Source organism: Flavobacterium oreochromis, from assembly GCF_019565455.1.
In the GTDB taxonomy this organism is placed as follows: domain Bacteria; phylum Bacteroidota; class Bacteroidia; order Flavobacteriales; family Flavobacteriaceae; genus Flavobacterium; species Flavobacterium oreochromis.
On the sequence record NZ_CP067377.1, the window covers coordinates 2308201 to 2328896 of the forward strand.

At 29.1% G+C, this 20696-nt stretch carries 15 protein-coding genes and 4 pseudogenes; 15 read left to right on the plus strand and 4 right to left on the minus strand.

The window, feature by feature from the left end:
- Positions 1–30 precede the first annotated feature (30 nt).
- From JJC03_RS11115 to JJC03_RS17940, 4 genes and pseudogenes are all read left to right on the plus strand, one after another.
- Positions 31–684 (plus strand): DUF47 domain-containing protein, encoded by a 654-nt coding sequence (locus JJC03_RS11115; protein ID WP_088398745.1) that lies wholly within the window; start codon positions 31–33, stop codon positions 682–684.
- Positions 685–746: 62 nt separating this feature from the next.
- Positions 747–2332: pseudogene (locus tag JJC03_RS11120) on the plus strand (inorganic phosphate transporter).
- A gap of 126 nt (positions 2333–2458) precedes the next feature.
- Positions 2459–2695, plus strand: a complete 237-nt coding sequence (locus tag JJC03_RS17935) for a porin family protein (RefSeq protein ID WP_258931839.1) — start codon at positions 2459–2461, stop codon at positions 2693–2695.
- Positions 2696–2730: 35 nt separating this feature from the next.
- On the plus strand, positions 2731–3180 hold the full coding sequence (locus JJC03_RS17940) for a DUF2490 domain-containing protein (RefSeq protein ID WP_258932617.1): 450 nt from the start codon (positions 2731–2733) through the stop codon (positions 3178–3180).
- Positions 3181–3265: 85 nt separating this feature from the next.
- Here the strand turns inward: JJC03_RS17940 and JJC03_RS11130 are convergent, their stop codons facing one another.
- Positions 3266–4021 (minus strand): carboxypeptidase-like regulatory domain-containing protein, encoded by a 756-nt coding sequence (locus JJC03_RS11130; RefSeq protein ID WP_088398742.1) that lies wholly within the window; start codon positions 4019–4021, stop codon positions 3266–3268.
- Positions 4022–4239: 218 nt separating this feature from the next.
- Positions 4240–4662, minus strand: coding sequence for a DUF1456 family protein (locus JJC03_RS11135; protein WP_088398741.1), 423 nt, complete (start codon positions 4660–4662; stop codon positions 4240–4242).
- A 140-nt stretch (positions 4663–4802) separates the two neighbouring features.
- Between JJC03_RS11135 and JJC03_RS11140 the strand changes: the two genes are divergently transcribed.
- Positions 4803–5204: a TerB family tellurite resistance protein gene (locus JJC03_RS11140; protein ID WP_088444703.1), complete on the plus strand. Its 402-nt coding sequence runs from the start codon at positions 4803–4805 to the stop codon at positions 5202–5204.
- 67 nt (positions 5205–5271) lie between these two features.
- Here the strand turns inward: JJC03_RS11140 and JJC03_RS11145 are convergent.
- Positions 5272–6737: pseudogene (locus JJC03_RS11145) on the minus strand (TonB-dependent receptor).
- An 84-nt stretch (positions 6738–6821) separates the two neighbouring features.
- On the opposite strand from JJC03_RS11145, the gene JJC03_RS11150 reads away from it, so the two are divergent.
- The 3 genes from JJC03_RS11150 (at position 6822) to JJC03_RS11160 (ending at position 9795) form a co-directional block, all read left to right on the plus strand.
- A complete protein-coding gene (locus JJC03_RS11150) occupies positions 6822–7586 on the plus strand; it encodes an MBL fold metallo-hydrolase (protein ID WP_088398738.1) in 765 nt (254 codons plus the stop codon).
- Between the two features lie 3 nt (positions 7587–7589).
- Positions 7590–8057, plus strand: coding sequence for a hypothetical protein (locus tag JJC03_RS11155; RefSeq protein WP_088398737.1), 468 nt, complete (start codon positions 7590–7592; stop codon positions 8055–8057).
- A 1150-nt stretch (positions 8058–9207) separates the two neighbouring features.
- Positions 9208–9795: a non-canonical purine NTP diphosphatase gene (locus JJC03_RS11160; RefSeq protein WP_235873337.1), complete on the plus strand. Its 588-nt coding sequence runs from the start codon at positions 9208–9210 to the stop codon at positions 9793–9795.
- A 122-nt stretch (positions 9796–9917) separates the two neighbouring features.
- On the opposite strand, the pseudogene JJC03_RS11165 reads toward JJC03_RS11160, so the two are convergent.
- A pseudogene (locus JJC03_RS11165) lies at positions 9918–12256 on the minus strand (ATP-dependent helicase).
- A 107-nt stretch (positions 12257–12363) separates the two neighbouring features.
- Between JJC03_RS11165 and JJC03_RS11170 the strand changes: the two are divergent.
- From JJC03_RS11170 to JJC03_RS11195, 7 genes and pseudogenes are all read left to right on the plus strand, one after another.
- The gene (locus tag JJC03_RS11170; protein WP_088398735.1) at positions 12364–12885 is read left to right on the plus strand and encodes a DUF7935 family protein; all 522 of its coding nucleotides are present in this window, start codon (positions 12364–12366) and stop codon (positions 12883–12885) included.
- Between the two features lie 128 nt (positions 12886–13013).
- A complete protein-coding gene (locus JJC03_RS11175) occupies positions 13014–13322 on the plus strand; it encodes a hypothetical protein (protein ID WP_235873338.1) in 309 nt (102 codons plus the stop codon).
- 41 nt (positions 13323–13363) lie between these two features.
- Positions 13364–13642 carry a carboxypeptidase-like regulatory domain-containing protein gene (locus tag JJC03_RS17945; RefSeq protein ID WP_258931847.1) on the plus strand — a complete coding sequence of 93 codons (279 nt, stop codon included), beginning with the start codon at positions 13364–13366 and terminating at the stop codon, positions 13640–13642.
- 80 nt (positions 13643–13722) lie between these two features.
- Positions 13723–15570 (plus strand): TonB-dependent receptor plug domain-containing protein, encoded by a 1848-nt coding sequence (locus JJC03_RS11180; RefSeq protein ID WP_258931849.1) that lies wholly within the window; start codon positions 13723–13725, stop codon positions 15568–15570.
- 105 nt (positions 15571–15675) lie between these two features.
- Positions 15676–17794, plus strand: a pseudogene (locus JJC03_RS11185) (prolyl oligopeptidase family serine peptidase).
- A 506-nt stretch (positions 17795–18300) separates the two neighbouring features.
- Complete coding sequence (gene ffh, locus JJC03_RS11190) at positions 18301–19650, plus strand: signal recognition particle protein (RefSeq protein WP_088398731.1); 1350 nt, start codon at positions 18301–18303, stop codon at positions 19648–19650.
- Between the two features lie 79 nt (positions 19651–19729).
- Entirely contained in the window at positions 19730–20614 is an 885-nt protein-coding gene (locus JJC03_RS11195; protein ID WP_088398730.1) for a bifunctional 5,10-methylenetetrahydrofolate dehydrogenase/5,10-methenyltetrahydrofolate cyclohydrolase, read from the plus strand.
- Positions 20615–20696 lie beyond the last annotated feature (82 nt).

The following is a 20696-nucleotide window of genomic DNA, read 5'->3' on the forward strand; positions in this document are numbered from 1 at the left end:
ATTTCGCACCAGAAATTAAATTGATTAAAAATGGCATTTAGAGACGTATTAAAATTCTTTTCACCAAAGGACACTACTTTTTATCCTTTATTTAATAAAGCAACAGCAGATTTACTTGCTTTATCAGAAAATTTACATGAAGCTGTAAATATAGGGAAAAGCGAAATGGAAAATAGAACTAATTACTACAAACAAGTAGAACAGTTAGTTGCTGATATTGAAAGTGTAAATCATAAAATGAATATCGAATTAAGTAGAAACTTTATTACTCCTTTTGATCGTGAGGATATTCATATGTTAATTACAACTATTACAGATGTAGCTAATAATATTTATACGGCTTCTAATCGTATGAACTTGTATAACGTAGTTAAGATTAATAAGTCTATTCGTAAATTAACTGAAATTACTTTAGAAGCTTGTACTCATATTAACAGTGCAGTATTGGAATTAAAAGATTTAAAAAATTTAGATAAAATTAACAGTGCTGTTAAAAAAATTAATAAGCTAGAAAGCAAAGCAGATTTAGTGTTTGATAAAGCTGTAGCAGAATTGTTTGAAAATGAAACAGATGCTATAAATATTATAAAATATAAAGAAGTATTATATGCTTTGCATAAAGCAACAGATAAGTGTAAAGATGTATCTAGAACTTTAGAAGCAATTTCTGTTAAACACGCTTAATTACACTAAATTATTTTAAAAAAATGGAATTTGCTTTATTAATTATAATCATTGTTGTAGCAATGGGCTTCGACTTGGTCAACGGCTTTCACGATGCGGCTAATTCGATTGCTACTGTAGTTTCAACAAAGGTATTATCGCCAACGCAAGCTGTAATATGGGCTGCAATTTTTAACTTCGCTGCTTATTGGGTTTTTGATATGAGCGTAGGTAATACGGTAGCAAAAACAGTAGATAACTCAGTTATTGACTTATGGGTAATTTTATCTGGTTTGTTAGCTGCTACAGTATGGAATTTATTAACATGGTGGTTAGGAATTCCTTCTTCTTCTTCACATACCCTTATAGGTGGATTTGCAGGTGCTGCTGTGGCTCATGCAGGTTTTGATGTATTAAAATTAGAAGAAATTACAAAACCATTAATGTTTATTGTTTTAGCCCCAATTATCGGGGGAATTATATCGTTTATTATAACCCTTATGACAATTCAAAGAAACTTTTTTATTAAGTTGTCATGTTATATACTATTAACTGTTTTTACAGTTTATATGACTTGGGCTTATAAAGATATTTTTGATATAAAACCTATTATGATCTGGATTATTGGTGTTTTATTATCTTCATTTGTGTTGATTTTTATCATTTTTGAAATAGTTGTAGGTAAAAATAATACAGCTATGAAAGAAGGTAATTTGTATAAAAAACTACAGCTATTATCATCTGCTGCCTTCTCATTAGGTCATGGTGGGGCTGATTCACAGAAAGTGATGGGAATCATTTGTGCAGCATGTATCGTATATGCTAATGGTGTTAGAAGAGGAGAAGTAAAAGGAGACGTTCCTAGTTTATTACAAGTAACAGAAGTTTTACAAGTAAAATATACAAATGATGAAGGGAAAATTAAAAAATTTAAACCTGCTATAGGGATTTTTGATAAAGATACTGTTTATGTAGATGGAAAAAAGATAATCGATTTATCTGCTAAACAAAATATTTATGAAGATGAAAAATTAGTACCAGGTGTAAATCCAAAAAATCCTTTTCTTTTACATTTGAAAAAAGAAAATATTGATTTGAGTAACTTTGATAAAGTAGCTAAAGAATTAACAACATTGCATGTATATACTGATAAAAAGGATGTACATGATAATGACACTAAAGAAGTTATTTTTAAAGATAAACAATTAAATTCTACCTACCGTTATGCGAAAATATTTGCAAAATATGTAGATGAAAAAGGAAAGTTAAAAGAGGATATAAAGGCTAAAGTTGAAACAAAAGTTACTAATAAAACGATGCCTATCTGGATTGCTTTTGGATGCTATTTAATGATTGGATTAGGAACTTTAATGGGGGGTGGAAAATCGTCAAAACAATGGGAACTAAAATTACTAAAGTGACACCATTGGAAGGAGTTTGTTCTGAAACTGCTGGTGCGTTAACACTTTTTACAGTTTCTCAAATGGGAGTTCCCGTATCCACAACTCATACTATAACGGGATCTATTATAGGTGTTGGAGCAACTAAACGCCTTAGTGCAGTAAGATGGGGGGTAACTATAAATTTAATTTGGGCTTGGATTTTAACTATTCCAGTTTCTGCCTTAGTAGCTGCAATCATTTATTACATTTTGTCAATTTTTAATTAATCGTATACTATTTCTCTCAAAAGAGGCTATATATTAGCCTCTTTTTTTTAATCCTAGTTTAAAAAAATAACAATTTAATATACAACACACAACTTTAATTTAATATTTTTTAATCTAACACTAAACATGAAAAAAAATCTTTTAGCTTTGTTATTTGCCCTTATAACAGCAAATATTTTTGCGCAGAATGATGAGCATTTATCTGGGTTTTCTGCTCTTTCATTGACCTATAAATTTAATAAAAAATGGTATGCTTATGGAGAATTACAATCTCGCTCATTAGCTGATTTTGAAACAGTAGATTATTATGAAGTAAAAGGGGGTACAGGAATTAATATTAATTCAAGTAATCAAGCTTTTTAGGAATAGGAAGATATGCTAATTATAAAGATAAGAGTATTTCAAATGAAGAATTACGTTTTTGGTTACAGTATACCTATAATAAATCATTTGGACGCGTAAAATTTGAAAATAGAATAAGGGTTGAAAAAAGACTTTTTCATAATCCTATTACAGATGTTGATAGTAATACAGAACGCTATAGATATCGTTTAAATCTTATTGTGCCAATTAATAATAAAAAAGTTGATGCAAATACTTTTTTTGTTAATGCGTATGATGAATTATTTTTAGGACCTGAAAATCCAACTATTAATAAAAATAGAATATATGCGGGTGGAGGGTATCAAGTTTCTAAATCTTTTGGAGTGTCTTTAGGGTATTTATTTCAAAGAGATTTTGGTGTTAAGTCTAATGCAAATTTACATTTTGCTTTTTGTGGTTTAAATTTTACAATTGATAGATCAAATAGCACTCCAATACAAGTTCCAACTCCAGATCATGATTAGTCTTTAATCATGTTAGAATAATTAATAAGGCTCGATGTTAAAATCAATCGAGCCTTATTTTTTTCTGTCTTTCATTTTAAATAAATTATTTTTTCTTAAGTATTTTATATTCCTCATAGCAACCGTTGATAGCATCTAAAATTTGAAGATCATTGGCTGTTTTCATAAATGTGTCAGAATAATTACAACGTTCTAGAATTTCGTTTAACTCTTTTTCATTTATTCCAAACATTAAATAAATGGTTTGACGATCATAACGATTTTGTAATATATTTCTTAAGTTATCATCTTTGCGTAATTCTTTTAATTTTTTGAGTTCAGTAGGTTTTTTTCCAAAAAAATTATAAAGTGCATCAGCAGGATTAAATAAAGAGCCAATGACTCTGTTAAAAGCATTAGGCGAATTTTCACCCCCTTCATATCGTTTGGTAAGACCAGCTATTGAATACCAATAATTTTCTCTTTCAGGAATTAATTTAGAATCAACTTCTAAATAACCTGTCAGTTCATAAGGAGGAATTACAATTTCTTCTAAAGCGTAAGCTTTTTCAGTTAATTTTATTCTGAAATTTTGATTTTTTATCCAATCATTAGTAACTCTTATTTCAATGGATTGAAAGCCTAAGCAAGAAATGAGTAAATTATCATTTAGATCAGCTATAATTTCAAAATTGCCTTTGGCATCTGATATAGCACCGCGAACTTTATTTGTGTTAACAATATTAACATTCCAAATAGGAGCTAAGGTATTGCTGTTGATAATAGTTCCTTTTACAGTAGTTTCTTGTCCCCAAGTAGAAGAAGCAAAAAAACATAAAAATATAAATATAAAATATCTCATAACTAAAATTGTCTTTGCTAAAGTAGTTAAACCTTACGATATTTTTTGTAGTTTAAAGGAAAATTAACAAATGTATTTTTATAAAAATTTAAAACTTAAAAAGAATAGGATTTAATGAGTTTTGAAAGAGTAAAAGATAAGAAATGAAGATATCTGAAAAGTAAAAAAAGTAACTCATGTTGAGTTTTAGAGTTTTTCAGATATCTTCAAGAGAATTATTAGTCTTTTTTCTTACCATTTTTAAAACGAACGGGTTCGAATATAGGATTTGAATTTTTAGTGTTTTTTTTAAAATAAGGTTGTTTGTCAGCTGGTTTTAAAGTTTTATTAACTGTCTTTTTTTCAATTTGTTTTTTTTCAGATTGAAATTTTTCAATGTTTTGTTTATTAATATTCAAAACATCTAAAGGATTTTTAGGAGTTTCTTTACTTCCTCTTAAATAAATAATTAAACCGTTTAGAAAATTGCGTAATATTTGATCACCACATTCCATATATTTAGGATGGTCTTCATTACGAAAAATATTACCCAATTCAGCCTTTGAAGCTCTAAAGTCTACTAATTCAAGAATTTCTACTATTTGATCGTCTCTAAGTTGTAATGCAACTCTTAATTTTTTAAATATGTCGTTGTTGGTCATATGACGTTAAAGTTTTTTCAAAGATACGTTTTTTATAATATTTCTCTGTCTCATGTTTAATGAGCTTATATGATATTGTAAAGTTGTTTTTTGTGTATTCAAAGCAAAAATTATAGATTTGTTTATAAATAAGAAAAAATATGAATACCCAAGAAGAAAAGATTAATTTATTACAAGAGATGATTGCGTTTGCTGTTGTAGATGGAGAATTGCATGATAGAGAATATGATTTTCTTTGGATAGTAGCACAAGAATTAGGGGTGGATAAAGCTACTTTTTTAAATTTGTTTACTTTGAAAGGAGAACGACAGATATTGAAAGATGAATTTCAACGTATTTTGCAATTTTATAGATTAGCTTTATTAATGCATTGTGATGGTATTTTGCATAGTAAAGAGAAAGAAAGGATATGTGAAATAGGAATTAATATGGGGTTAAATCCTGGTGCTATGAAAAAGGTACTTTACTTAATGGAGAAATCACCCAGCAAGATGTTAGAAGCAGAAGTAGTCATAGGTGCTTTTGAAGAGCAATTGAACTAAATATTAAGAATTATTCTTTTTTTAAACTGTCCAAAAATAAATCTGTTTTTGGACAGTTTTTTTAAAATTATACTTTTTCTATTTTTTTATTTTCATCACAACCAAATAAATGGTCTCGTTTAATTAATTCCGCAATACCTTTTGGAAGCATTTCTTCCCATCCAGGTTTACTACAACCAATCATTTTTAAGACTTCACGAGAAAATATTTTTAAATGTGATTTGTCAAAATCGGTAATATCAATTACTTTTCCGTTATAAGCAAAGAATTTGTATAATTCTTTCATTCTAGGATGTACTTTAAGGTTTTGAGAAGTAAGGATGGTTCCATCTTCATCTTCCATAGGGTATAGATAAACTTTCATATCACGGTAGAATAGTTTACCAAAAGCTTCTAGAATTCCACCGCTTAAATGGCGGTAGTATTTTTCATCAAAAATATCAATTAAATTGTTAACTCCCATAGCAAGGCCCATACGTTCTTTGGTATAGTTAGAGAAATATTCAACAACTTTATAGTATTCTTGGAAATTAGAAATTAGTACAGTTTGCCCTAATGAGCAGAGGAGTTCTGCACGGTCTAAGAAATCTTTTTCATCAATTTCACCATCAGAACGTAAATTGGATAAAGTAATTTCAAATACGACAAGAGTATTTTCTTCTTTTACTTTGTTTTCTTGTAGAAACATCTGCAACGATTTTTCGTACATATCCATATTTACTTTAGTAACAGGACGGAAGCTACCTCTAAGAGCTAAAATGTTTTTTTTGTATAAGATTTGAGCAGGTAGTACGTTTTTGGCATTAGGGTCAAACATTACAGCGTCTGTCATACCATTACGTACTAACTGTAGACTCATTAATCGGTTATCAACATCATTAAAACGAGGGCCAGAAAAGTTAACAGTATCTATTTCTAATTGATCTTTATCGATATGATCATATAAATAGCGTAATAATCGTTTAGGATCATTATATTTGTAAAAAGCACCGTAAATCAAATTTACGCCTAATTTGCCTAAAGTTTCTTGTTGTAGTTTTGCATCATTTTCTTTAAATCGAATATGAAGAATAATTTCATTATACGCTTCATCAGGGTCGAGTTGAAAAATGATACCTACCCATCCGTGTCCTTTATATTGTTTGGCAAAATCTATAGTGGCTACAGTATTTGCATAACTAAAAAATAATTTGTTAGGATGTTTTTCTCTTTTAAACGCTGTTCAACTAATTCAATTTCATGTTGGAGCATTTTACGTAATCGGCTTTCCGTTACATAACGTCCATCATCTTCTATACCATAAATAGCATCACTAAAATCTTTATCATATGCACTCATTGCTTTTGCAATAGTACCAGAGGAAGCACCAGCTCTAAAAAAATGTCTAACGGTTTCTTGTCCTGCACCTATCTCGGCAAAAGTACCGTAGATATTTTCATTTAAGTTAATTCTTAGGGCTTTATCGCTTATGGAAGGGATTTGTGCAATCTCTCTATCTCCTTTTAATCTAATTTCGTTTTGTAGATCTTTCATCTTCATAATTAAATACATTGCAAAGGTAGTAAAAGCCTTATTTTTTATCAAATAATATTTATTTTTGTCAAAAAAGCATTTCTGTTGAAAATATATTTTTTAGGTACCGGAACCTCACAAGGAATTCCCGTTATAGGGAGTGATCATCCTGTTTGTTTAAGTGAGGATATAAGAGATAAGCGTTTACGTGTTTCTGTTTGGATTCAATGGGATCATTATTCATTTATAATAGATTGTGGGCCTGATTTTAGACAACAGATGCTTTTGTCGAAATGCCCCAAAATTGATGCCATTTTTTTTACACATGAACATGCAGATCATACAGCTGGATTAGATGATATACGTCCCTTCTTTTTTAAACAAGGAAATATTCCTATTTATGGACATCAACGCGTTTTGAGAAATTTAGAAAAAAGATTTGATTACATATTTCAAACTGTGAACAAATATCCTGGAGCTCCTAGTGTAGACGAAAATATTGTCTTAAAAGAAGAATTAATAAAAATTGGGGATAAAGAAATAGAACCAATAAATGTTTGGCATGGGAATTTACAAACTTTTGGATATCGTTTCGATCGTTTTGCTTATCTTACAGATGTTAAGAGTATTGAACAAGATGAATTAAAGAAACTTTTAGGATTAGATGTTTTAGTAGTTAATGCGTTAAGAGAAGAACCACATGAAACTCATTTTAATCTAGAAGAAGCATTAGCATTAATAGAAAAAGTAAAGCCTAAAAGAGCTTATTTAACACATATAAGTCATTTGTTTGGATTTCATAAAGAAATTGAAACAAAATTACCAGAAAATGTAAGGGTAGCTTATGATAATTTGCAAATAACTATATAATATATGAGAAAATTACTTTTATACGGATTCATCTTTTCAGTTTTAATGAATATTTTTCAATTAATGTATGCCACTAAGAAATTTAACCATGATAGTGAGACAACAGAAAAATACAAGAAAAAAGTAAAAGATTCAATAGCTAAAATAGTAGCTGAAAAAGAAGAAGGAGATTATTTTTCATTAATACACAATGATAAAGCCAGAGATTATTTTGAAGATCAAGATGTAGATCAATTAATGCCAAAAATAAAAGAGCAATTAGTAGAAATGAATAATAATGCTAAAGGAAATCCTTTAATATCTTATGAGGGTATGGTTATTAATAAAGTACGTTTTTTAAATCACCGTTGGATAATTGCCGATTTTACAGGAGAGTCAGGTTGGGGAGAAGTAATATTAAAATATTTTGTAGAACCAACAGGTAAAATTTCTTTTGAACCAGCAGAGATATTGATGTATCCAAATGATTAATAAAATGTTTTTAGAAGATAAAAAGACAATTATTTATGTTTAACAACTTAGTTTGAGTTATAATAAAGTATCATATTTTAATTTGTTTATTAAAAATATAATTTTTTATTTAAAGATTATAAATAAGGAAGCTAAAATTCTCTAATAAAATACTATTAAGTAAAGAGTTAAGAGAGGAAAAGTAATCTTGATATTATTCTAAAAAATGAGTAAGTTAAAATAAAAAGGGGGACTTTTAACTAAAGCCCCTTTTTTAATATACTCAAGATATAGTTGAGAATGATAATTTATATTGTCTAATTTTCGTATTAAGATTCTGAATTGTTTTTCTGATTTATAAAAAAGATAGCGATTAAAAATCTAATTAATTGCCTCTCAATTTCTTATTAGAATTTTGTATTGTAAGGATATTTATGTTTTCTTTTATTTATGAAATATTCTAAAACCTCTAGGAGCTTGTTTTAATTAAAAATTTATTAATTGTTTGTTTTATGAAAAGTAAGGGATAAGGAAATTAAATAAAAAAGAGGCTATCTTATGGTAAGATAACCTCTAAAATATAAATTTTTAAACGATAATTTTATATCTCCCAAAAACAAAAAAAGATAAAGCTGTGGTGTGTCTACTAATTAACAAAATTTTGTGAAGAAAATTACCCAATAAAATACAAAACATGGCTAGTAGCTTACTTTATCTAAAGTTTCGTTTAAAAATTTAGTTTGTTTACTTGATTAAGAACGTGATTCAAAGGTAGGTAAGTAAAGGTTAAATTTGTTACGGGTAATCCGTATATTATGTTAAAGTTTGTTTTTGCTAATTTTGTAAAACAAAAACAGCCGTACAAAATTGTACAGCTGTCTTTTTGATAAATTTTTAAACGATCATTGTATATCTCCCAAAAACAAAAAAATAAGATAAAGTTGTAGGTTTTCTACTAATCAATAGAAATTTTAAGAAAATTACCCAATAAAATACAAAATATAGTCAGTAGTTACTTTATCAAAAATTCGTTTAAAAATTTAGTTTGTTTTAATTGATTAAGAACGTACTCAAAGGTAGATAATTGAAGGTTAATTGTATTGTGGGTTTTCCGTATATTTTGTTAAAATTTATTTTAATTTATCTTATCTTGCTTTCTTAAATTTTAAGTATGAAAATAGTCTTTGCATCTAACAATCAGAATAAAATAAAGGAAATTCAAAAATTAATCCCTAATAGCATTCAAATATTGAGTTTGAAAGATATAAATTGTTTAGTAGATATTCCTGAAACAGCTATGACAATTGAAGGAAATGCTTGTCTTAAAGCAAACTATATTACTGAGCATTACGGTTATGCTTGTTTTGCTGATGACAGTGGTTTAGAAGTAGATGTTCTTAATGGTCAACCAGGTGTTTTTTCAGCAAGATATGCTGGGGAAGAAAAAGATGATCAAAAAAATATAGAAAAACTTTTAACTGTATTATCTGAAGAAACAAATCGTACAGCTAATTTTAAAACAGTTATAGCATTGAATTTAGAAGGGCAACAGTATTTATTTACAGGAATTGCGGATGGAATTATAGCAGATGAGCCAAAAGGAGTTAATGGGTTTGGTTATGATCCTATTTTTATTCCTAAAGGTTATGAAAATACTTTTGCTCAGATGACACTTGAAGAAAAATCAAAAATTAGTCATAGAGCAAAAGCAGTTAAACAATTGATAGAATTTATAAATTCATTTAAAATTTCTGAATAGTATTTTAGTATTTACATATTTTGAAAAAAAAAGTGTCTGAAAATTAGATGATTAATTAAATAAACTAAGGACACTTTCTTTTATGTTTTGTAAGAAATGATTCTACCCGTTAGGATGAAATTTTATTTTATTATTTCTAATTTAGCGAAACGTAATAATAATTTTTTTATTCCTCCAATTTCAAAACGTATTTCAGCTTTTTTATCAGCTCCTACACCTTCAAGATTAAGTACTTCTCCTTTGCCAAAACGTTCGTGCATAACAATGTTACCAATAGCTAAAGAAGTGTTGTTATTTGTTTGTTCAGTATTTGATCCTGTTCCTGGATTAGATAAGGGTTTTAAACGTCTAATGGAAGGATTTATAGGCTCATTTGTACTTATTTCCTTAGGAGGTGTACCAGCAATTGGTTTTTGTAAACGTAGTTTTGATTTGTCTACTTCGCCAAAAATATCTGCATTAATAGTAGGTTTATATCGGTAATTCGTTTCTACAGGAGATAAAAATTCTAAATATTGAGAATTGATTTCTTCTATAAAACGAGAAGGTTCAGAGTCTACTAATTTACCCCATCTATAGCGGGATTGTGCATACGTTAAATAAGCTTGATGTTCGGCTCGAGTTAGTGCTACATAAAACAGTCGTCTTTCTTCTTCTAATTCACTTCTAGTATTTAAACTCATGGCACTAGGAAATAGATCTTCTTCCATTCCTACGATAAAAACAGTAGGAAATTCAAGCCCTTTAGCTAAATGAATAGTCATTAGGGCTACGCGATCATCGTCGCCCGTATCATTATCTAAATCAGTTGCTAAAGCTACATCTTCTAAAAATTCAGAGAGGGCACCTCTTGCTCCATCTACTTCTTTTTGGCCTTCAATAAAGTCTTTAATACCGTTGAGTAATTCTTCAATATTCTCTATTCTGGCAATACCTTCTGGAGTTCCGTCTTTTTTTAATTCTTGAACTAATCCTGTTTTTTTAGTAACATGTTCTGTGAGATAGAAAGCATCTTGATTTTCATTGATTACTTGAAAACTTTTTATCATGGTAACAAAATCACTAATTCGTTGTTTTGTACCAGAGTTTAATTTTAAATCAATCTTGTCAACATGCTCCATTACTTCAAAAATGGAACGTTTATAAAAATTTGCGGCTACTGTTAATTTCTCGACAGTAGTATCGCCAATTCCGCGTGCAGGATAATTAATAACGCGTACTAGAGCTTCTTCGTCTTTAGGATTTACAACTAAGCGTAGATAAGCTAGTACATCTTTAATTTCTTTACGTTGATAAAAAGAAAGCCCCCCGTATATTCTGTAAGGAATATCTCTCTTACGTAAAGCATCTTCCATGGCACGTGATTGTGCATTAGTACGATATAAAATAGCAAAATCACTATTCTTTTTTGATTTTGCATTTTGTCTTCAAAAATAGTTGAAGCCACGAACCTTCCTTCTTCTCCATCAGTTAAGCTCCTATGTACTTTTATTTTAGGACCATTATCATTTGCAGTCCATACTACTTTATCTAGTTTTGTTTTGTTATTATCAATAACATTATTTGCTGCTTCTACTATATTTTTTGAAGAACGATAATTTTGTTCTAAACGATACATTTGTACATTATCGTAATCTTTTTGGAAATTTAAAATGTTATTAATATTAGCTCCTCTAAACGCATAAATACTCTGAGCATCATCCCCCACTACACAAATATTTTGAAATCGATCAGAAAGAGCTCTAACAATTAAATATTGTGAATGGTTAGTGTCTTGGTACTCGTCTACAAGGATATATCTAAAACGATCCTGATATTTCATTAAGACATCAGGAAAACGGGTTAAAAGCTCATTTGTTTTTAATAATAAATCATCAAAATCCATAGCGCCAGACTTAAAGCAGCGTTCAACATAATTTTGATAGATTTCTCCTAATCGAGGCTTTTTGCTCATGGCATCAGCTTCTTGTAATTCAGGGTTGTTGTAATAGGCTTTTACAGTAACTAAACTGTTTTTATATTGTGATATTCTACTTAAAATTTGTTTAGGTTTGTAGATATCTTTATCTAACTGCATTTCTTTAATAATTTGTCCTATTAGGCGAACTGAATCTTGAGAATCGTAAATAGTGAAGTTAGAAGGATAACCTAATTTTTCAGATTCTATTCGTAAAATTTTTGCGAAAATAGAGTGAAAAGTTCCCATCCAAAGGTTTTTAGCTTCGTTGTTTCCTACAATACCCGCAATTCGAATCTTCATTTCACGAGCTGCTTTGTTTGTAAAAGTTAAGGCTAAAATATTGAAAGCATCTACTCCTTGACTCATTAAGTTAGCAATACGAACTGTTAATACACGAGTTTTACCTGAACCAGCTCCTGCAATTACAATCATAGCACCATCTTTCTGTAAAACAGGTGCTCTTTGTGCATCATTTAGCTTTTCTATTATCTCTTGAATCATAACCAAAAATCAAAAGGCCAAAAATACTGCTACTAAAATTGGATTACAATAATTTTTTTGAGTTTATTTGTATTTCTATCATAAATTAATAAAAGTATTTTATAAAAATGAATTCAATAAACCTATTAGAGATTGCAGCCTATACGATTCCTTCTATAGTAACAGCTGCTGTTGCCTATTATTTTTTTCAAGCTTATTTTAAAGATCAACAAAATATGCGCTATTGGTTATTGCAAAAAGAAAATCAAAAAGAATCCTTGCCTTTAAAACTACAAGCCTATGAGAGAATGGCTTTGTTTTTAGAGCGTATTAATCCCTCTAAATTATTAATGCGTGTAGCACCAATGAATGAAGATAAAATGCTTTATGCTGTTTTTTTAATAGATCATATAGAACAAGAACTAGAACATAATATCACACAACAAATATATTTAACAGATAATTGTTGGAATGTTATTTTAACTGCTAAGAATACGATTGTGCATAACATTCAAAAAATAGCTAAAAATGATGATATAAAAAATGCAGATGATTTGCGTCAAATAATTATTAATCAGTTAGCAAACCAAGAATCACCTACTACAGTAGCTCTTGCGTATTTAAAAAAAGAAATTGGACAAGTTTTATAGCTTTATCATTATGTTTTTAAAAATGTAATAATATCTCAAATGTATTTTCGTTTTTTTTATTAAAAATTGTTTTTTATTTTCGTTAAATGAATAAAAAGATAAATATAGTTAGTTATCTGCTCTTGGGTGTGCTGTCATTTGTATTAGCATTCCAATCTTTACATTCATATGAACATTTAATAGAACAATTAAAAAAACCACATTGTAAGCATAAGTATGATCATTCTCATACAGTCGTTTCACACAGTCATCAAGATTTTGATGACTGTTTTCTTTGTCATTATTCTTTTAGTAATTATTTAAATACTACACTTCCTACTATTGATTTTAGATCAATAGATTATAATACTGCATTTTTGTTTGGTTATGTTGAAAAAATAAGTTTTTTCAATGGCAGTTTACAGAATACACGAGCACCTCCATTTTTTATTGTTTAATTAATTTGTATAGCTCATATTAACAATAAAAAATAATTTAAATGAAACAAGTTTTAATAGCCCTTTTGCTAGGGTTTAGCGTTATTGGATATAGTCAAAATATTTTAAAAGGAAAAGTAACAAATGGTAATAAAGAACAAATAAAAGGGGTTTTAATTTCAATACCTGAATTGCATAAAGAGGTAATGACAGATGAATCAGGTAATTTTAAATTTGATAAACTAGCTTCAGGATCCTTTTCTGTTATTTTTTCTCATCCTAATTACGACGTTTATACTTCAATTATAGTGTTAAATAAAAAGAAAATATTTACGATGTAGTTTTATTAGAAGAACATACACATCATATAGAAGAAGTTATTGTGTCCACTGCTTTTAATAAAGCTCAGAGTCAGAACGTAATGAAAGTAGAACACAGTTCATTAAAAGCTTTACAACAAAAAGGAGGAGCTACATTAATGGAAGGAATTGCTACAATACCAGGGGTTGCTAATGTATCAACGGGATTGTCAATAGGTAAGCCTGTAATTAGAGGATTAAGTGGTAATAGAGTTTTAGTTTACGCTCAAGGAGTTCGATTAGAAAATCAACAATTTGGAGAAGAACATGGTTTAGGTTTGAGTGATAATGGCGTTGAAAGCGTTGAGGTTATAAAAGGTCCCGCTTCTTTGTTATATGGTTCGGATGCTTTAGGTGGAGTATTGTATTTTAATCCTGAAAAATTTGTACAATCAGGAACTTATTCAGCAGATTTTTCTCAAAAATATTTTAGTAATACTCAAGGAAGTTCTACAGGTTTTGGTTTAAAATCATCAGGTGAACATTGGAAATTTTCAGTTAGAGGAGCTCATAATACACATTCAGATTATTTAACAGGTTCAAAACAAAGAGTTACGAATTCCCGTTTTAATGAAACGGATGCTAAATTAGCTTTAGGTTATTATAATTCTAAATTTTCATCGATATTCAGATATAATATTAATAATTTAGATTTGGGTTTGCCAGAAGAATTAGGAGAGCAAAATGTCTCCAAAAAAACACTTTACCCAAAACAAGCTGTAATAGGGCAAATAGTAAGTTGGAACAATACGTTATTCTTTGTAGATTCTAAATTAGAAGCAGAAATAGGATATGTTTCTAATGATAGAAAAGAATTTGAAAATTCGCCGATAGCATCATTAAATATGAATTTGCAAACTGTAAATTACAATTTAAAATACTATACTCATAAAATAGGAAATCTAGAAACTATTGTAGGTATTCAAGGAATGATACAAACAAATAAAAATTCAGGTAAAGAAATTTTAATTCCAGATGCAAAAACAAATGATTTGGGTGTATTAGCTACGTCTATGTATGCTTGGAATAAAAATGCTTTACAAGCTGGGTTTCGTTTTGATACAAGAAATGTACAAACTTACTTACATGGAGAAGAAGGAGAGGAAGGATATTTTAAACCTGTTAAGAAACAGTTTAATAGTATTAATGCTTCTTTAGGTTATAAGACTAATTTGGTTAATAACTTAAATATGCGATTAAATTTAGCAAGTGGATTTAGAGCTCCTAATCTTGCAGAACTAACTTCTAATGGTATTCATGAGGGGAGTAACCGTTATGAAAAAGGAAATGAAGATTTAAAAAATGAACAAAATATTCAAGCAGATTTGAATTTAGAATATGGAAACTCTCATTTTGAATTATTTGCTAATGGATTTTATAATTATATAAAAAATTATATTTATATAGCACCAACTGGTTATACTGTTGAGGATAAAGATGTTTATACTTATGAACAGGCAAATGCCAAATTGTATGGAGGGGAAATGGGAGTACATCTACATCCGCATCCAATAGATTGGTTGCATATCACCTCTAGTTTTGAAATGGTAATAGGAAGAAAACAAAATAACGAGTTTTTACCATTAATACCAGCAAATAAATGGATGAATACAATACGAGCACAATTTGATATAAATAAAACAATTAAAGAAGGTTATCTTTTTACTAATTACGAAACAAATTTAGCTCAAAATAATATTTCCAATTTTGAAATAGCAAGTACTTCTTATTCATTATTAAATTTTGGACTAGGAGGAAATTTATCTATTCTTAAATTAAATTTTAGTTTTAATATTGTTGCTAATAATGTTTTAAATCAAAAATACATAGCTCATTTATCTCGTTTGAAGACAAATAATATTCAGAATATAGGAAGAAATATAGTATTAGGTATTAATTTTAAACTTTAAAATAAATGATTTTTACATAAAAAAAGCACTCTTAAGAAAAGAGTGCTTTTTTTTAACGTATTTCTAACATTTGAAAATGTATTTTTGTTTAAAATAAATTAAAAAATGAAAGTTTTAACATCTACGGTGATTTTAGCTACTAGTTTGGGGGCTATGGCACAATCAAAAATAAATGTAAACTCTATGGGATATCCTGAAACTAAAAAAAGGAGCAAGTTGATACCTATTTTGGTACACTTGTAGAAGATCCTTATCGTTGGTTAGAAGATGATCGCTCTTTAGAAACAGAAGCATGGGTAAAAGCTCAGAATGTTGCAACATATAAATATTTAGATCAAATTCCTTATCGTTCGATTTTAAAAAATCGTTTAGAGAAAATGTGGAACTATGAAAAAATAAGTTCTCCATTTATAGAGGGAGATTACACCTACTATTATAAAAACAATGGTTTGCAAAATCAATCTGTTTTATATAGAAAAGATAAACAAGGAAAAGAAGAAATCTTTTTAGACCCTAATACCTTTTCTAAAGATGGAACAACCTCTTTGGCAGCCGTTAGTTTTTCTGAAGATGGAAGTAAAGTTGCATATCAAGTATCTATTGGAGGTTCAGATTGGAGAGAAATAATAGTAATAGATGCAAAAAATAAGAAAATGATAGACACTAAATTAATAGATGTTAAATTTAGTGGGGTTTCTTGGTATAAAAATGAAGGTTTTTATTATTCTAGTTATGATAAACCTAAAGGAAGTGAGTTATCTGCAAAAACAGATCAACATAAACTCTATTATCATAAACTAGGAACTAAACAAAAAAACGATCAAGTAGTCTTTGGCTCAGATAAAAAAAGATTATACGTAGGTGGTTTTGTAACCAGAGATAATCATTATTTAGTTATAACCGCAGCTAATTCAACTTATGGGAATGAATTGTATGTAAAAGATTTAAAAACGACTAACAATCCTATTGTAACTTTAGTCGATAATTTTGATTCAGATAATGATGTAATAGAAAATAAAGATGCCGTTTTTTATATAACAACAGACTATAAGGCTCCAAATAAACGAATTGTAATGGTAGACTTATTAAATCCTAAGCAAGAAAATTGGAAAGATTTAGTAAAAGAAACATCTAATGTGTTAAATGCTTCAGCTGGCGCGGGATATCTTTTTACTCATTATATGCAAGATGCTGTTTCAATGGTAAAACAATATGATTTTACAGGTAACTTAATACGTACAATTAAGTTACCAGGTATAGGATCTGCAAGTGGTTTTGATGGAAAACCAAAAGATAAAACACTGTATTTTTCTTTTTCTAATTATTATACTCCAAATAGTATTTATTCTTTAAATCCAGAAACAGGAGAAACTACTGTTTATCAAAAACCTAAAGTAGATTTTCAGAGTGATCTGTATGAATCAAAACAAGTTTTTTATAAATCTAAAGATGGAACTAAAATTCCAATGATTATAACTTATAAAAAGGAATTAAATTAGATGGGAAAAATCCAACTATATTATATGGTTATGGAGGGTTTAATATAAGCTTAACACCAAGTTTTAGTATTTCAAATGCACTATGGTTAGAAAATGGAGGTATTTATGCCGTAGCTAATTTACGAGGAGGTGGTGAGTATGGTAAAAAATGGCATGTAGCAGGAACTAAATTGCAAAAACAAAATGTTTTTAATGATTTTATAGCAGCAGCTGAATATCTTATAAAAAATAAGTTTACATCTAGTGACTTTTTAGCAATAAGAGGAGGTTCTAATGGAGGATTATTAGTAGGAGCTACAATGACACAGCGTCCTGATTTAATGAAAGTCGCCTTGCCAGCCGTTGGAGTATTAGATATGTTACGTTACCATACCTTTACAGCAGGTGCTGGATGGAAATATGATTATGGAACAGTAGAAGAAAGTAAAGAAATGTTTGAGTATCTTAAAAAATATTCACCTGTACATAATGTGAAAAAAGGAGTGAAATATCCAGCAACTTTAGTAACAACAGGAGATCATGATGATCGAGTAGTTCCTGCTCACAGTTTTAAATTTATATCAGAACTTCAAGATAAACAATCAGGAGTGAATCCTACCTTAATCCGTATTGATATTAATGCAGGGCATGGAGCAGGAAAGTCTGTTACTGCTGCAATAAATGAAAATGTAGATATACAAGCATTTACATTATGGAATATGGGAATTAAAAAATTAAATTATTAGAGATAATAATTTTATCAAAAATAAAAGAGAGGGTGTCCTAAAAGTCTGCTATCTTGTTATTTTGACCATGGGGAGAGCTTAAAAGCTCTGCCTGAATAGAGGAAGTAAATAAAATAGTATTGATTATGTCATACTTCCTTCCTTCAGAATGACGAATGACGCATTGATTTAACTTTTTGGACAGCCTCTTTTTGTTGATTATAATTTAAGGGAAAGAAAACTTGATAAAGAGGAACTTTATTACTTCATTTTTTAATCATATAAAATATGATCATTTTATATCAAATAAAGGTTATTACCTCTTTAATTTAGATACTTCATGTCTTTATGAGAAACTAAAAAGAATTAAAAAAACTATTTATTTATTCATCATATGTTTTCGTTCTTCTATTATATTTTATAGAATATTTGATTAAATAAAAAAATATCATCTAAAATTTATTTTTAAAAATTTTAGATAATTCTTAATTATAGTATCTTTGCAACTTCTAAAAAAATAAGGAATTATGTTTAATAATTTATCAGAGAAGTTAGATAAGGCCTTCCATATATTAAAAGGACACGGAAAAATTACAGAAGTAAATGTTGCAGATACCTTAAAAGAGGTACGTCGTGCATTGCTTGATGCTGATGTTAACTTTAAGATTGCTAAAGATTTTACTACAAGAGTAAAAGAAAAAGCATTAGGACAAGATGTATTAACCACCTTACAACCAGGACAATTACTAGTTAAAATCGTAAAAGATGAATTAACAGAATTAATGGGAGGTGATGCTCAAGGAATCAATTTATCAGGAAATTTCTCTGTTATATTAATGTCTGGTTTACAAGGTTCAGGTAAAACTACTTTTTCCGGTAAATTAGCCAATTTCTTAAAGACAAAGAAAAATAAAAAACCATTATTAGTAGCTTGTGATATTTATCGTCCAGCTGCTATTAATCAGTTACATGTGGTTGGTGAGCAAATTGGGGTAGAAGTATATTCTGAACCAGAAAATAAAAATGCAGTTGAAATTGCTCAAAATGCAATTAAATATGCTAAATCAAATGGTTTTACCGTAGTTATAGTTGATACAGCAGGACGTTTGGCAGTTGATGAAGAAATGATGACTGAAATTGCTAATGTTCATAAAGCAATTACTCCTAATGAGACCTTATTTGTAGTGGACTCAATGACAGGTCAAGATGCAGTAAATACAGCGAAAGCGTTTAATGATCGTTTAGACTTTGATGGGGTAGTGCTTACTAAGTTAGATGGAGATACACGTGGAGGAGCCGCAATATCAATTAAATCAGTTGTAAATAAACCAATCAAATTTATTGGTACAGGTGAAAAAATGGATGCTATTGACGTGTTTTATCCAGAGCGTATGGCAGATCGTATTTTGGGTATGGGAGACGTTGTATCATTAGTAGAACGTGCTCAAGCTCAGTATGATGAAGAAGAAGCACGTAAATTACAACGTAAAATTGCTAAAAATGAATTTGGTTTTGATGATTTCTTAGCTCAAATACAACAAGTTAAAAAAATGGGTAATATGAAAGATTTGGTAGGAATGATACCAGGTGCTAATAAAGCCTTAAAAGATGTAGAAATTGAAGATGATGCTTTTAAACACATTGAAGCCATTATCTATTCTATGACACCAGCAGAAAGAAGTAAACCATCGTTAATTGATACAAAACGTAAAAACAGAATAGCCAAAGGATCCGGTAGAAAAATAGAAGAAGTAAATCAGTTACTCAAACAATTTGATCAAATGAGTAAAATGATGAAAATGATGCAAGGTCCAGGAGGTAAACAATTAATGAAAATGATGGGAGGCATGAAAGGAAGTCTTCCAGGGATGAAATAAAATATAAAGGGGCGTGTTTTCGCGCCTTTTTTATTTAATAAAACTACAGAATATTTAACAACACACAAAAAGATTAGTAATGCAAATTTTAGACGGTAAAAAAGTTTCTGAAGACATTAAAAATGAAATAGCAATACAAGTTCAAGCAATGAAAGCAAAGGGAGAAAAAGTTCCGCATTTAGCAGCTTTGATTGTAGGAAATGATGGTGCTAGTTTAACTTATGTAGGAAGTAAAGTAAAAGCATGCGAAAAAGTAGGTTTTGAATCCACTCTAATTAAAATGCCTAGTACAACTTCTGAAACAGAATTGCTAAAAAAAATTAAAGAATTAAATGAGAATACTGAAATAGATGGTTTTATAGTTCAATTACCATTACCAGAACAAATTGACACACAAAAAATATTAATGGCAATTGACCCTAGTAAAGATGTAGATGGTTTTCATCCTGAAAACTTTGGGAAAATGGCATTAGATATGTCTACATTTATTCCAGCTACTCCTTTTGGTATTTTAGAATTATTAGAACGTTATAATGTAGAAACAAAAGGAAAACATACAGTAGTTATTGGTCGTAGTCATATTGTTGGAAGACCTATGAGTATTTTAATGGGAAGAAAAGGTTTTCCAGGAAATTCAACAGTAACCCTGACACATAGCCATACTAAAAATATTAATCAAATTACCTCACAGGCAGATATTATTATTTCAGCTTTAGGAGTGCCAGACTTCTTAAAAGCAGAGATGATAAAAGATGATGCAGTAATCATAGATGTGGGAATTACAAGAGTACCAGATGAAATGAGTCCAAAAGGATATGTTATTAAAGGAGATGTAGATTTTGAAAATGTTTCGAAAAAGGCATCATATATTACACCAGTTCCAGGTGGTGTAGGTCCTATGACTATTGCAATGTTATTAAAGAATACATTGCTAGCTCGTGAATTTAAAATAGAAAAAAAATAAATCAAAATTAAGAAGCTGTCTAGAAGTTTAATACTGAATGTTATTTAGATATAATAAAAAACTTAAAATAAGCTATTTTCTT

Coding starts and splice junctions, on each gene's coding strand:
- JJC03_RS11135 (WP_088398741.1), bottom strand. CDS start 4,662: ATGACCAACAACGACATATTTAAAAAATTAAGAGTTGCATTACAACTT.
- JJC03_RS11170 (WP_088398735.1), top strand. CDS start 12,364: ATGAATTCAATAAACCTATTAGAGATTGCAGCCTATACGATTCCTTCT.
- JJC03_RS11130 (WP_088398742.1), bottom strand. CDS start 4,021: ATGAGATATTTTATATTTATATTTTTATGTTTTTTTGCTTCTTCTACT.
- JJC03_RS17945 (WP_258931847.1), top strand. CDS start 13,364: ATGAAACAAGTTTTAATAGCCCTTTTGCTAGGGTTTAGCGTTATTGGA.
- JJC03_RS11115 (WP_088398745.1), top strand. CDS start 31: ATGGCATTTAGAGACGTATTAAAATTCTTTTCACCAAAGGACACTACT.
- JJC03_RS11155 (WP_088398737.1), top strand. CDS start 7,590: ATGAGAAAATTACTTTTATACGGATTCATCTTTTCAGTTTTAATGAAT.
- JJC03_RS11180 (WP_258931849.1), top strand. CDS start 13,723: ATGAAAGTAGAACACAGTTCATTAAAAGCTTTACAACAAAAAGGAGGA.
- JJC03_RS11195 (WP_088398730.1), top strand. CDS start 19,730: ATGCAAATTTTAGACGGTAAAAAAGTTTCTGAAGACATTAAAAATGAA.
- JJC03_RS11160 (WP_235873337.1), top strand. CDS start 9,208: ATGAAAATAGTCTTTGCATCTAACAATCAGAATAAAATAAAGGAAATT.
- JJC03_RS11140 (WP_088444703.1), top strand. CDS start 4,803: ATGAATACCCAAGAAGAAAAGATTAATTTATTACAAGAGATGATTGCG.
- ffh (WP_088398731.1), top strand. CDS start 18,301: ATGTTTAATAATTTATCAGAGAAGTTAGATAAGGCCTTCCATATATTA.
- JJC03_RS17935 (WP_258931839.1), top strand. CDS start 2,459: ATGAAAAAAAATCTTTTAGCTTTGTTATTTGCCCTTATAACAGCAAAT.